Source organism: Paracoccus halophilus, from assembly GCF_000763905.1.
In the GTDB taxonomy this organism is placed as follows: Bacteria; Pseudomonadota; Alphaproteobacteria; order Rhodobacterales; family Rhodobacteraceae; genus Paracoccus; species Paracoccus halophilus.
The window spans coordinates 124,539-136,799 of sequence record NZ_JRKN01000006.1 but is presented as its reverse complement, the minus strand read 5'-3'; the positions used below and the strand labels follow the sequence as shown (position 1 = coordinate 136,799).

Sequence of the window (12,261 nt, the reverse complement as noted above, 5' to 3'; positions counted from 1 at the left end):
TTACTCCGCGGCCTCCAGATGGCCGTCCTTGTGTTTCTGGATCGGGCCGGCCTCGACCACCTCGCGGCGCGGGAACATGACCGAATAGATGAACAGGAGCGCCCCGATCACCACCGCCAGACCAGAGCCGAAGCGCATCCAGTAGAACAGCACCAGCCCGTCCTGAACCTCCATGTAATAGTCGCCGACGACCCGCTGCATATGGGTCTGGATCGCGCCCGCGAAGGTCAGCGTCACGGTCATGAACACCATCCCCGAGGACATCAGCCAGAACGAGACCATGTTCAGCACCTGGTTATAGGGGTCGCGGTTGCGCATGATCGGCATGGTATAGCTGACCAGCGCCAGCACCAGGCAGACATAGGCGCCATAGAAGGACAGGTGCCCATGCGCGGCGGTGATCTGGGTACCGTGGGTGTAATAGTTCACCCCGTGCAGCGTGTGCAGGAAGCCCCAGACACCCGCCCCGAAAAAGGCCAGCACCGTGCAGCCCAGCGACCAGACCAGCGCGGCCTTGTTCGGGTGGTCACGCCGGCCCTTCCAGACCATGACGAAGGCGAAGGACATCATCGCGAAGAAGGGCACGATCTCGAAGCTCGAGAAGATCGAGCCGACCCATTGCCAATATGCCGGCAGGCCGATCCAGTAGTAATGGTGCCCGGTGCCGAGAATGCCGGAGAACAGCGCCGTGGCGACGATGACGTAAAGCCATTTCTCGACCACCTCGCGGTCCACGCCGGTCAGCTTCAGCATCAGGAAGGCCAGGATCGAGGCCATGATCAGTTCCCAGACGCCTTCCACCCACAGATGGATGACCCACCACCAGTATTGCTTGTCCAGCACCAGGTTGGCCGGGTTGTAGAAGGCAAAGAGCCACAGCAGCACCAGCCCCCACAGCCCCATCAGCAGCACGTTGGTGACCGCCGTGCGACGGCCCTTCAGCGCGGTCATGCTGACATTGTACATGAAGATGATGGCGGCGACGGCGATGCCGACCTTGACCCATTTCGGCTGCTCAAGGAATTCGCGGCCTTCCTTGCCCAGCAGCCAGTTGCCGTGGAACAGGTCGAAGACATAGGTGATGACCGCGCCCAGCGTGCCGATCACCAGGATCGCAAGCTGCAGATAGGCCAGCGTGGGCGAATGGATCTCGCGCTCGGTCTCCTCGGGCAGGATGTAATAGGTGGCGCCGAAGAAACCCAGCAGCAGCCAGACCACCAGGCTGTTGGTGTGCAGCATCCGCGCGATGTTGAAGGGCAGAAGCTCGGACAGGAAATTCGGGCTGACATAGATCCAGCCCATCAGCAGCCCGACCGACACCTGGATGGCGAACAGGGCCATGGCGCAGATGATATAGGCAAAGGCAATGCGTTGTGATTGATATTTCATCGTTTTTCCCCCTCAGCCGGCATCGTTCGGCGGCCAGTTCTGGGTATTGATCGTGCCGGTGAACAGCAGGAAGTCGGACAATGCCCGGAATTCCTCGTCGGTCAGGTCGAAAAAGGGCATCTGGCGGCGCCCCTCGATGCCGGTGGGCATGGCCTGCATCCAGCCTTTCAGCGTTTCGACGGCGGCCTCGGGATCGTCCTGCACGCCCCAGCGTTTCATCACATTGCCCAGTTCCGGCGCGAAATAGGCACCCTCACCCAGAAGCGTGTGACAATTGATGCAGGCATTCCGTTCCCAGATATGCTTGCCCTCGCGGACCGAGGCGGTCAGTTGCGTTTCATCCACGGCCTTGGTGCGGGCGTAGATATGGCTATGAACAGTAAGCAGGCCGAAGACGACGATGAAAAAGATCGAGCCGCCATAAAAGACGTTCCGGGCCATGCTCTTGGTCATGATCTCGCTCATGACGCGGGTACCTATCTGTTATTGCGGGTATCCCCTCACTGGGCGCATGGCCCGAGTCGTTCATTGACCGAAGTCAAATAGCGGCGCTATCTGGTTTTTCCGCCGCGTTTTTCCGTGGCAAAGCCAGTTCGAGGCGGCATTGCGGCAGCCGCCGCAGGGCGGCATCCATCGCCTGCCGGGACATCAGGCAGAGCGCAGTCGACAGCCCGTCGGCCAAAGCCGCCGAGGGCGCGCTGACCGAGATCGTGTCCCAAAGCGGCGCGCGGCCATCGGCTGCCAGGATATGGGGCGCATGCCCGGGCCCGATCCGGGTCCCTTCGGGCGACGAGGTGGCGACGGCGCGGGATCGCAGCACGATCTGGCGGTGCAGGCGGCCTTGCGCATCGGCCAGCCCGGCGCGCCAGCCGCGCGCGCCGATGGCGCGGATCTCGCCGGTGTCGATCAGCAGGTCGGTCAGATCGTGGCGCGCGGCCGCGCCGGCCAGCCGGTCGGCGGCCCAGCCCTGCGCGATCCCGTTCAGGGTCAGCGCCATGCCCGGGCGGCGCAGCCGGATTTCGCGCGGCGACCGTTCCACCCGCTGCCAGCCGGTCAGGGCGCGGGCGGCCTCTTCGTTCTCGCCCCGCGCGCGGGCCAGCCATTGGGGCTGCACGGTGGGGTCGAACATGCCGCCGGTCGCGCGATGCAGCTCATCCGACAGTTCCAGCAGCGCCAGCATGTCGTCATCGGGAAACCGCAGCGATCCGTCGCGATTGAGCCGCGCCAGATCCGAATTGCGATGCAGCGAAAACTGGCTGTCGACATGGGCCAGAAGCCGCGCCGCCTCGGTGAAAAAGGCGCGGGCCTGGGCTGGGCCGGCGCCGCGCAGGCGCAGCGTGACATCGGCGCCCATGGCGCGGCCGCGCCATTCCTGCGGCGCCGCCGACGCGCGCAGCGGCCATGCCGCGCAGGCGCTCAGCGTCAGAAAGCGGCGCCGGTTCATCATGCGGCGACCTCCGCCTCGTTCCGGCGGAGCTCGAAGAATATTGGCCACAGCGCCCCGAGATAGAGCGCGAAGGCCGCGCACCAGAGCAGGCCCGAGCCGATCACCCCCGGCAGGTAAAAGCTTGCCGCAAAGGCCGAGCCGGCCCAACGCAGCGCCACGGCCAGCGGGATCAGCCCATAGGCGATGGCGACGGCACGCGGCGCGACCAGCGCCCGGCCGCTATGACCCAGCGAGGCGCGGCTCATCACTGCCAGCGTCATGCCGCCGATGGCGCCGATGCCAAGGATGTGCAGCGCGCCGGTTTCGCTGCCCCAGCCCAGCTGCGCCAGCCCCCAGACGACAAGCCCCAGGGCCAGCATCGCATAGCCCAGATGCAGCGCCCAGACGATCGGCTGGCCGGGCAGCGCCAGCGGCCGCCAGCCCGACAGCCGCGCGGCGGCGACCAGCCCGGCCGCGATCGCCAGAATCCCGCCGATCGCATCGGGCGCGCCGGCCAGCACGACAAGCGCGGTCAGGATCGGCAGCGCGGTGCCGGGCAGGTCCAGCCATGGGCGGCTGACCGGCAGGCGATCCTCGCGCCCGGCGCGGATCAGGGCGTTGCGGGTGAATGCCGGGGTCACGCGACCGCCAAGCGCGGCGATCATGGCGGCGATGGCCAGCAGTCCGCCGCGCAGTCCCAGCCATTCGGTTCCCGCCAGCCCCAGCCATTCCAGATGGACCAGCAGATTGGCGCTCCAGACCATGGTGATCAGCAGCAGGAACATCATGTTCTGCGGCTTGGGCCGGGCCATCAGCTGGGTCAGCACCTTGGCCGCCAGCACCGGCAGAAAGGACAGGTCGATCGCCGCGACCAGCACCGGCGGCAGCAGCCCGGCCAGCGCCACCGCCAGCCGCCCGGCCAGCCACAGCCCCGCGACCAGCATCACGAAACGCTCGGGCGCGGCCTTGGCGCCGGTCCAGTTCGGCACCGCGGTCAGGAAGAACCCGCCCATCGCCGCCGTCGCGTAGCCAAAGATCATCTCATGCGCGTGCCAAAGCTGCGGCGCGACGCCCGCGCCCGTGCCGCTGCCGCCCAGCCCGGCCAGCCACAGGGTCCAGACCGCGACCGAGATCATCGCCCAGATGCCGGCGGCCAGAAAGAACACGCGCCAGCCGGCCTTGAAAAGATATGCAGGTTTCATGTCGCCTCCTTCGGCGCGGATGCGGCTGCGCCCCTGGCCCGGCGCTTGAGCACCGGACAGGTCTGCGGGTCGTTCATCACCACCTGGCAACGCAGGCACAGCACGCATTCATTCGGGTTGATTCGACCCAGCGGGTCAATGGCGCCAACCGTGCATTTCGTTTCGCACAGCCGGCATTCGCGGCCGCATTGCGGGCGCCGCTTGAGCCAGTCAAAGACCTTGAGCTTGGCCGGGATCGCAAGCCCGGCACCCAGCGGGCAGATATAGCGGCAATAGAACCGCTCGATGAACAGCCCCGCCGTCAGCAGCACCAGAACGAACAGCACAAAGGGCCAGGCGCGCATGAAGCGCATGGAGATCGCGGTCTTGAAGGGTTCGACCTCGGCCAGCAGCAGCGCCTGCTCCATGCTGTAGAAACTCAGCGCGACAATGGCCACGAAAAGCGTGTACTTGATCACCCAAAGCCGTTCGTGCAGCGCCTGAGGCACCGCGATCTGGCGCACCCCCAGGCGCTGCGCCAGCGCGTTGGTCAGCTCCTGCAACGCGCCAAAGGGGCACAGCCAGCCGCAGAACACGCCACGGCCCCAGAACAGCAGGCCAAGCGCGACCGCCGACCAGATCAGGAAGATGACCGGCTCGATCAGGAAGGTTTCCCAGCGGAAACCCGAAAGCAGCGAATTCAGGAAGGCCACGACCTGCACCACCGATAGCTGGCCGTTGAGCCCCCAGCCCAGCACCACCAGCGTGGTCAGCAGAAAGCCCAGCCGCACCCGCAGCCACAGGGTCTTGCGCCGCACCAGCGCCTCTTGCCCGAAAAGGATCAGCGCCAGCACGAAAAGCATGGCGCCGACCACGGCGATGCCGGCCCGCTTCTGCTGCCAGAATTCCTGCCAGAGCGGGGTTTCGACCGGCGCCGCGACCTGAAACGCCTGCGGCAGGGCGATGGCGGTGCGGATCGGCAGTTCGCCCTCGCCCCCATCGGCCAGCGGGCGGGTGGCGGTGACGATCAGATCAAAGGGCCGGCGCGGGTCGATGCCGCCCGAGGCGGGGTCGGAATTCAGCCTAAACAGGCTGATTTCCTTGAATTCCGGCGCATCCGGCAGGGCCAGTTTCTCGACCATGGTGAAATCGGAATCGACCGGCTCGATGCGGGTATCGCCCTGCTGAAAGACGATCCGCTCGAACCGGCCCGAGCGTCGCCATTCGCTGCCGCGCGGGCTGTAAAGGCCGCGCGACATGATCGCGACCAGCGCCTGACCGGGCGCCAGCGCTCCGGCGGCGGCGGTGAAATCCAGATCGCCCAGCAGGTTGCGGCCGATGGTGGGCGGGTCGATCAGCCCGGCATAGACCTCCAGAAACGGGGCGTCCGATCCGGTGACGGGAACCTTGGCCCCGGCAAAGGCCCGCGCCGCGTCGTTCATCGTGGTCAGGCTGTGGCCAAAGGCGCCCTCGGCCAGCAGATCGGCCCATGTCGCGGGACGATAGCCGACCCGGTCGATGCCGCCGCCGCCCAGCCCCTGCGCCTGCGCCAGCACGCGCCCGGTGCGCAGGATGCCGTCGCGGATCACCCCGGTCGAGACGGTGGCGCGTGAAATCACGTCGGGCAGGGCCGGGTCCGGCCCCAAAGCGGAGTGATCGCGCATCAGATCGACGCCGCGAAACCCGTCCACGAAGGCCGCGATATCGGCGTCGGAAATGCCCAGGCTCAGCACCGGCTCGGTCTGCCGGATCAGCCGCGCGCCGGCGATGGCGCCCTGCGGGGTCACGGCGACCAGCACGTCCAGCGGCTTGCCCGAATAGCCCGTCGTGGCGGCGATTTCCCAGGTCGAGCCGACCATGCCCAGCACCTCGTTGCCGGCACTCACGCGCCAGCCGGGCACCGGCGCCTCGCGCCGCTCGACGGTGACCGGACGGTCCTGGGCAAACAGCTCCTGCGCGGCGCTGGCGGTCAGCCCGGGCTCCTGCGCCCCGGCGGGCAGGGTCAGGCCGGCCAGAATCACCAGGGCAAACAGCCAGGCCAGAACCCGCCCGATCGGTGATGATTTGCCAAGCATTCCTGACCGCGCCTCATGTTTCCCTTTGCTGATGGCGCGAATTCGGTCGCCGGGCCTTGATTATGGTCAAAGCTCCGGCCGCGAAATCTGCGCAGAAAGGGCTCGGACGCGCTCAAGCAAATTAGGAAAGCCAGAGATGAGATACAGCATCCCACCCGCGAGCAGGCGGCTGTTGGCGACAGCGGCACTGGCACTTGTTCTGGGACCTTATTCGGCGACCGCGCAGGAACAGGCGCCCGCTGAACCGGCCCCCGCCGAACAGGAACTGTCGCCCGAAGCCAAGGCCGCGCTGGAGGACCACGAGACCAAGACCGACAACCGCTACGAGCCCTCGCTCGACGTCCTGGCGCAGGAACCGGTCGAGGCCCCCGGCGCGCCCGAAGGCGTGACCGCGCTGTCCGAGGCGCAGTATAACGAGGCCAACAAGATCTATTTCGAGCGCTGCGCCGGTTGCCACGGCGTGCTGCGCAACGGCGCGACCGGCAAGGCGCTGACGCCCGACCTGACGCGCGAACTGGGCTTTGACTACCTGCAGACCTTCATCAATTACGGCTCGCCCGCCGGCATGCCGAACTGGGGCACCTCGGGCGAACTGACGCCCGAACAGGTCGATCTGATGGCCAATTACCTGATGCTGGACCCGGCCGCGCCGCCGGAATTCGGCATGACGGAGATGAAGGAAAGCTGGAAGGTGCTGGTCGCCCCCGAGGATCGCCCGACCGAGCAGATGAACGACTGGGATCTGGACAACCTGTTCAGCGTCACCCTGCGCGATGCCGGCCAGATCGCCCTGATCGACGGCGCCAGCTACGAGATCAAGTCGATTCTGGATACCGGTTATGCCGTCCATATCAGCCGCATGTCGGCCTCGGGGCGCTATCTCTTCGTGATCGGCCGCGACGCCAAGATCAACATGATCGACCTGTGGATGGAAGAACCCGCCACGGTGGCCGAAATCAAGATCGGCGCCGAGGCGCGCTCGATCGAGACCTCGAAGATGGAAGGCTACGAGGACAAATACGCCATTGCCGGCGCCTATTGGCCGCCGCAATACGTGATCATGGACGGCGAGACGCTCGAGCCGCTCAAGATCAAGTCCACCCGCGGCATGATCTATGACGAACAGCAATATCACCCCGAACCGCGCGTCGCCGCGATCCTGGCCAGCCATTACCGGCCGGAATTCATCGTCAACGTCAAGGAAACCGGGAAAATCCTGCTGGTCGACTATACCGACCTGAAAAACCTCAAGACCACCGAGATCGAGGCCGAGCGTTTCCTGCACGATGGCGGTCTGGACAGCACGCGGCGTTATTTCATCACCGCCGCCAATGCCCGCAACAAGCTGGTGGTCATCGACACCAAGGAGGGCAAGCTGGTCGCGATCGAGGATACCGGCGGCCAGACCCCGCATCCGGGCCGCGGCGCGAACTTCGTTCACCCGACCTTCGGTCCGGTCTGGGCGACCTCGCATATGGGCGAGGAATCGGTGGCGCTGATCGGCACCGATCCCGAGAACAACCCCGATTATGCCTGGAAGATCGTCGACAGCTTCCCGGCGCTGGGTGGTGGCTCGCTTTTCGTCAAGACGCATCCGAACTCGAAATATCTCTATGTCGATGCGACGCTGAACCCGGATGCCGAGATTTCCGGCTCGGTCGCGGTCTTCGACACCACCAAGATGACGGATGCCGAGACGGATCCCGAATTCGTCACCCTGCCGCTGGCCGAATGGGCCGGCATCACCGAGGGCCAGCCCCGCGTCGTGCAGGGCGAATTCAACAAGGAAGGCACCGAGGTCTGGTTCAGCCTGTGGAACGGCAAGGATCAGGAATCCGCCATCGTCGTGGTGGACGACAAGACGCTCGAGATGAAGCATGTCATCAAGGACCCGCGCCTGGTGACGCCCACGGGCAAGTTCAACGTCTATAACACCAAGTCCGATATCTATTGATCCGTATCGACCAAGGCAGGGGCGTTCGCGCCCCCGCCCAGGCAGAAAGAAATCAATAGGGGGTGTCAGATGACCGGCAGGGTTCATCTTATCGGCGCGGGGCCGGGCGACCCGGAACTGCTGACCGTCCGTGCGCTGCGTCTGCTGCAATCGGCCGATGTGGTGGTTTACGACCGCCTTGTTTCCGGCGAAATCATGGGTTGCGTGCCCGCCGGCACGCGGCGCATTTCGGTCGGCAAGGCCGCGGGCTTTCATCCCGTGCCGCAAGAGCGCATCAACGCGCTTCTGATCGAACTGGCCAGCGCGGGGCTTTGCGTCGCGCGGCTGAAAGGGGGCGACCCGACCATCTTCGGCCGCGGCGGCGAGGAATACGAGGCGCTGATCGCCGCCGGCATCCCTTGCGAGCAGGTTCCGGGCATTACCGCCGCGCAGGGCGCAGCCCTGTCGGCGGGCATTCCGCTGACCCATCGCGGCTTGGCGACCGGCTTGCGCTATGTCACCGGGCACCGCGCGCGGGATGCGGCGCTGGATCTGGACTGGGCCTCGCTCGCCGATCCGCAGACCACGCTGGTCGTCTATATGGGCGCCGCGAACATGGCCGAAATCGCGGCGCAGCTGATCCGCCACGGCATGCCCGCCGATCTGCCGGTGCTGGCGGTTTCCCGCGCCACCACCGCCAGCGAGCAGCGCCTGAGCGCATCGCTTTCGGGGATCGCCGCCGCGCTTGAGGCCAAGCCGATGCCGGCGCCGGTGCTGTTCGTTATCGGCCATGTCGCCGGGCTGGCGCGGGACGAGGCGCTGCCGCTTGCGGCGCTGGACGCCGCGCCGTTTTGCAAGCTGGCATCGCATGGCTAGGCTTGCGGCAGTGCTGGCCGTTCTGGCGCTGCCCGCCGGCGCCGGCCCGGTCACGCCCGACCGGGCGCAGGAATTGCGCCATCTGGTCCGGCAGGATTGCGGCTCGTGCCACGGGCTGCGCCTGACCGGCGGGTTGGGCCGCGCCATCACCCCCGCCGATCTGGCGGGGCGCGACCCGGACGAGCTGACCACCGTGATCCTTGACGGCATGCCCGGCACCGCCATGCCCGGCTGGCGTCCGCTTCTGTCCGAGGACGAGGCGCGCTGGATCGCCGACTACCTTCTGCAAAAGGAAACGCCATGATCTTTCGCGCCATCGCCCTGCTTATGCTGCTGATCGCTCCGGCCGGTGCCGAGGAGTTGCGCGGCACCGGCGATCTGGGCCTGATCGTCGAACGCGAGGCCGGCTCGCTGCTGGTCGTGGATCGCAGCGAACGCGCCGCCATCGGCCGGATCGAGGGGCTGGGGGATCTGTCCCATGCCAGCCTCGTCTATTCCCCGGATGAGCGTTTCGCCTATGTCTTCGGGCGCGATGGCGGGCTGACCAAGGTCGATATCCTGACGCGGGCCATCGTCAATCGCGTGGTGCAGGCCGGCAATTCCATCGGCGGGGCGATTTCCGACGATGGCCGGCTGGTCGCGGTCTCGAACTACGAGCCGGGCGGGGTCAAGGTGTTCGATGCCGAGACGCTGGAACTGGTTGCCGATATCCCCATGGGCTCGAAAACCGTGGGCATCGCGGATGTGCCCGGCGGGCGCTTTGTCGTCGCCACCTGGGATACCGGAGAGGTCTGGCTGCTGGATCATTCCGCCGAACCGGCCGATCCTGTGATCACAAAGCTGACGGGGATCGGCGCCAACCCCTATGACGCGCTGCTGACCGGCGACGGGCGCACCTATATCGTCGGGCTTTTCGGCGAAAAGGGGCTGACGGCGGTCGATCTGTGGCAGGATCCGCCCCGGGCCACGCGCTTTCTGCCCGATTACGGCAAGGACCAGCCCGATCTGCCGGTCTACAAGATGCCGCATCTTCAGGGCTGGACGCTGGCGGACGGCATCTATGCGCTGCCCGCCGTGGGCCTGCACCAGTTGCTCTGGGTCGATGCGGCGACCCTGTCTGAGATCGCCCGCACCGATCTGGCCGGCCAGCCGGTCTTTGCCGTCGCCCGCCCCGACAAGCGCGAGGTCTGGGTGAATTTCGCGCCGCCCGACAATGACAAGGTGCAGGTTGTGGATGTGCTGACGCGGCAGGTCACCGACACGCTGACCCCGGGCAAGGGCGTCCTGCACATGGAATTCGCCCCGCGCGGGCGCGAGGTGTGGCTGTCCGTCCGCGACGAGAACCGCGTGGAAATCCGCGATGCCCGCAGCCACGAGCTGCTGGGCGAAATTCCGGCGCAGGCGCCTTCGGGCATATTCTTTACCGACCGCGCGCATCGGACGGGGCTGTGAACATGGACGATCTGGACCGCTGCCTGCTTGACGATTTCCAGCGCGACCTGCCGCTGGTGCCGCGCCCCTTTGCCGCCATCGCCGCCCGGCTGGGCAGGGATGAGGCCGAGGTGATCGACCGTCTGTGCCGCCTGCAGGCGGCCGGGCGCATCGCGCGGGTCGGCGCGACCTGCCGGCCGAACACGGCCGGGGCCTCGACCCTTGCCGCGCTGCGAGTGCCGCCGGCGCGCATCGACGAGGTCGCGGCACTGGCCGGGGCCGAGCCGGGCGTGAACCATTCCTATCTGCGCGAGGATGACTGGAACCTGTGGCTGGTGGTCACCGCGCCGGACGCCGATGCGCTGGCCGCGAGCCTCGCCCGGATCGAGGCCGCGACGCGGCTGCAGGTACTGTCATTGCCGCTGGTCCGCGCCTTCAATATCGATCTGGGCTTTCCGCTGGACGGCCCGCGCCGCAGCATGGCGCTGGACCGGCCCGCCGATCTGTCGGCGCTGCGGCCGGGCGACCGGCCGCTGATGCAGGCGCTCTCCAGCGGGCTGGCGCTGGTGCCGCGCCCCTTTGCCGCGCTGGCCGAGGATCTGGCCCGCGACGAGGCCGAGATCATCGCCCGGATCGCGGCGCTTGCCCGGGCGCGCATCCTGACCCGCGTCGGCGTGATCGTGCGCCACCGCGCGCTTGGCTGGCGGGAAAACGCCATGGTCGTCTGGCACCTGCCCGACGCGGCGATAGCCGCCGCCGGCACGGCACTGGCGCGCGTGCCCGGCGTCACCCTGTGCTATCAGCGGCGCCGGGTACCGGGGCTCTGGGACTGGCCGCTGTTCTGCATGATCCACGCCCGCACCCGCCCCGAGGCGATGGCGGTGCTGGACCGTGCCCGGGCGCTGCCGGAACTGGCGGGCGTGCCGCATCGCATCCTGTTCTCGACCCGCTGTTTCCGGCAACGCGGCGCCATCATCACCGAGGTCGCGGCATGACCCGTCATACCCTGCCCGAAGAGGCGCTGGACGCCACCGACCGCGCCATCCTGAACGCGCTGCAAGAGGGCTTTCCGCTGAGCCCGCATCCCTTCGATCAGGCAGCCAGACCGCTGGGCCTGACCGGCGGGGAACTGATCCGGCGCCTGTCCCGCCTGCGCGAGATCGGCGCGATCACCCGCTTCGGGCCGTTTTACGACGCGGCGGCGATGGGCGGGGCGTTCTGCCTCTGTGCGCTTGCCGCGCCGGCCGAGGATTTCGACCGCATCGCGGATCTGGTCAACGCCCATCCCGAGGTGGCGCATAACTATGCCCGCGACCACGAATTGAACATGTGGTTCGTGCTGGCGAGCGAAACCCCCGAGGGCATCGCGGAAACCGCCGCCCGCATCCAGGCCGAGACCGGCCTGACCGTCTGGAGGTTCCCCAAGTTGCAGGAATTCTATGTCAATTTCCGGGTGCGGGCATGAGCGATCTGGACCGCACCGACCGCCGTCTGATCGAGGCGACCCAGGCCGGGCTGCCGCTGACCGACCGACCCTATGAGCAGATTGCCCGCGCGCTGGATCTCAGCGAGGCCGAGGTCATCTATCGTCTTACCGCGATGCGCGACCGCGGCATCATTCGCCGCATCGCCATCGCGCCCAACCATTACGCGCTTGGCATGACCGCCAACGGCATGAGCGTCTGGGATGTCGATGACGCGCAGGCATCGGATCTTGGCCACCGTATCGGGGCGCTGGATTTCGTGACCCATTGCTATCTGCGGCCGCGCGCGCCGGTCTGGCGCTATAACCTGTTTGCCATGCTGCATGGCTCATCGCGCGCCGAGGTCGAGAGCAAGCGCGCCGAACTGCGCGACATCCTGGGCGATGCCTGCCGCGCCGACGACATCCTGTATTCCACCCGGATCCTGAAAAAGACCGGCCTGCGCCTGCGCGCTGGCTGAAAAAAG

Annotated in this window: 12 protein-coding genes; 7 read left to right on the top strand and 5 right to left on the bottom strand. The window is 67.0% G+C overall.

The annotated features are described in order from the left end of the window. The 5 genes from IT41_RS06395 to IT41_RS06375 form a co-directional block, all read right to left on the bottom strand. On the bottom strand, window positions 1–1,389 hold the full coding sequence (locus IT41_RS06395; protein WP_036739558.1) for a cbb3-type cytochrome c oxidase subunit I: 1,389 nt from the start codon (window positions 1,387–1,389) through the stop codon (window positions 1–3). Between the two features lie 12 nt (window positions 1,390–1,401). Then, window positions 1,402–1,854, bottom strand: a complete 453-nt coding sequence (locus IT41_RS06390) for a c-type cytochrome (protein ID WP_036739557.1) — start codon at window positions 1,852–1,854, stop codon at window positions 1,402–1,404. Between the two features lie 73 nt (window positions 1,855–1,927). Continuing rightward, window positions 1,928–2,836 (bottom strand): FAD:protein FMN transferase, encoded by a 909-nt coding sequence (locus IT41_RS06385; protein WP_231564699.1) that lies wholly within the window; start codon window positions 2,834–2,836, stop codon window positions 1,928–1,930. Further along, a complete protein-coding gene (locus IT41_RS06380) occupies window positions 2,833–4,017 on the bottom strand; it encodes an NnrS family protein (protein ID WP_036739555.1) in 1,185 nt (394 codons plus the stop codon). The genes IT41_RS06385 and IT41_RS06380 overlap by 4 nt, the downstream gene beginning before the upstream one ends. Further along, window positions 4,014–6,071 carry a NosR/NirI family protein gene (locus tag IT41_RS06375; protein WP_036739553.1) on the bottom strand — a complete coding sequence of 686 codons (2,058 nt, stop codon included), beginning with the start codon at window positions 6,069–6,071 and terminating at the stop codon, window positions 4,014–4,016. The genes IT41_RS06380 and IT41_RS06375 overlap by 4 nt, the downstream gene beginning before the upstream one ends. A gap of 136 nt (window positions 6,072–6,207) precedes the next feature. On the opposite strand from IT41_RS06375, the gene IT41_RS06370 reads away from it, so the two are divergent. From IT41_RS06370 to ahbB (IT41_RS06340), 7 genes are all read left to right on the top strand, one after another. Continuing rightward, window positions 6,208–8,025, top strand: coding sequence for a cytochrome D1 domain-containing protein (locus IT41_RS06370; protein ID WP_036739551.1), 1,818 nt, complete (start codon window positions 6,208–6,210; stop codon window positions 8,023–8,025). Window positions 8,026–8,094: 69 nt separating this feature from the next. After that, the gene (gene cobA, locus IT41_RS06365) at window positions 8,095–8,880 is read left to right on the top strand and encodes a uroporphyrinogen-III C-methyltransferase (protein WP_052081302.1); all 786 of its coding nucleotides are present in this window, start codon (window positions 8,095–8,097) and stop codon (window positions 8,878–8,880) included. Then, window positions 8,873–9,184 carry a c-type cytochrome gene (locus IT41_RS06360; RefSeq protein ID WP_036739549.1) on the top strand — a complete coding sequence of 104 codons (312 nt, stop codon included), beginning with the start codon at window positions 8,873–8,875 and terminating at the stop codon, window positions 9,182–9,184. Before cobA ends, IT41_RS06360 begins: the two co-directional genes overlap by 8 nt. Continuing rightward, entirely contained in the window at window positions 9,181–10,332 is a 1,152-nt protein-coding gene (locus tag IT41_RS06355) for a cytochrome D1 domain-containing protein (RefSeq protein WP_036739547.1), read from the top strand. The genes IT41_RS06360 and IT41_RS06355 overlap by 4 nt, the downstream gene beginning before the upstream one ends. Before the next feature lie 2 nt (window positions 10,333–10,334). Next, window positions 10,335–11,306, top strand: a complete 972-nt coding sequence (gene ahbB, locus IT41_RS06350) for a siroheme decarboxylase subunit beta (RefSeq protein ID WP_036739545.1) — start codon at window positions 10,335–10,337, stop codon at window positions 11,304–11,306. Beyond that, entirely contained in the window at window positions 11,303–11,776 is a 474-nt protein-coding gene (locus IT41_RS06345) for an Lrp/AsnC family transcriptional regulator (protein WP_036739544.1), read from the top strand. The genes ahbB (IT41_RS06350) and IT41_RS06345 overlap by 4 nt, the downstream gene beginning before the upstream one ends. Next, a complete protein-coding gene (ahbB, locus tag IT41_RS06340; protein ID WP_036739542.1) occupies window positions 11,773–12,255 on the top strand; it encodes a siroheme decarboxylase subunit beta in 483 nt (160 codons plus the stop codon). The genes IT41_RS06345 and ahbB (IT41_RS06340) overlap by 4 nt, the downstream gene beginning before the upstream one ends. Window positions 12,256–12,261 lie beyond the last annotated feature (6 nt).

Excerpts from the sequence above, each read along its gene's own strand:
- IT41_RS06395 (WP_036739558.1), bottom strand. The coding sequence starts at position 1,389 with ATGAAATATCAATCACAACGCATTGCCTTTGCCTATATCATCTGCGCC.
- IT41_RS06390 (WP_036739557.1), bottom strand. The coding sequence starts at position 1,854 with ATGAGCGAGATCATGACCAAGAGCATGGCCCGGAACGTCTTTTATGGC.
- IT41_RS06385 (WP_231564699.1), bottom strand. The coding sequence starts at position 2,836 with ATGATGAACCGGCGCCGCTTTCTGACGCTGAGCGCCTGCGCGGCATGG.
- IT41_RS06380 (WP_036739555.1), bottom strand. The coding sequence starts at position 4,017 with ATGAAACCTGCATATCTTTTCAAGGCCGGCTGGCGCGTGTTCTTTCTG.
- IT41_RS06375 (WP_036739553.1), bottom strand. The coding sequence starts at position 6,071 with ATGCTTGGCAAATCATCACCGATCGGGCGGGTTCTGGCCTGGCTGTTT.
- IT41_RS06370 (WP_036739551.1), top strand. The coding sequence starts at position 6,208 with ATGAGATACAGCATCCCACCCGCGAGCAGGCGGCTGTTGGCGACAGCG.
- cobA (WP_052081302.1), top strand. The coding sequence starts at position 8,095 with ATGACCGGCAGGGTTCATCTTATCGGCGCGGGGCCGGGCGACCCGGAA.
- IT41_RS06360 (WP_036739549.1), top strand. The coding sequence starts at position 8,873 with ATGGCTAGGCTTGCGGCAGTGCTGGCCGTTCTGGCGCTGCCCGCCGGC.
- IT41_RS06355 (WP_036739547.1), top strand. The coding sequence starts at position 9,181 with ATGATCTTTCGCGCCATCGCCCTGCTTATGCTGCTGATCGCTCCGGCC.
- ahbB (WP_036739545.1), top strand. The coding sequence starts at position 10,335 with ATGGACGATCTGGACCGCTGCCTGCTTGACGATTTCCAGCGCGACCTG.
- IT41_RS06345 (WP_036739544.1), top strand. The coding sequence starts at position 11,303 with ATGACCCGTCATACCCTGCCCGAAGAGGCGCTGGACGCCACCGACCGC.
- ahbB (WP_036739542.1), top strand. The coding sequence starts at position 11,773 with ATGAGCGATCTGGACCGCACCGACCGCCGTCTGATCGAGGCGACCCAG.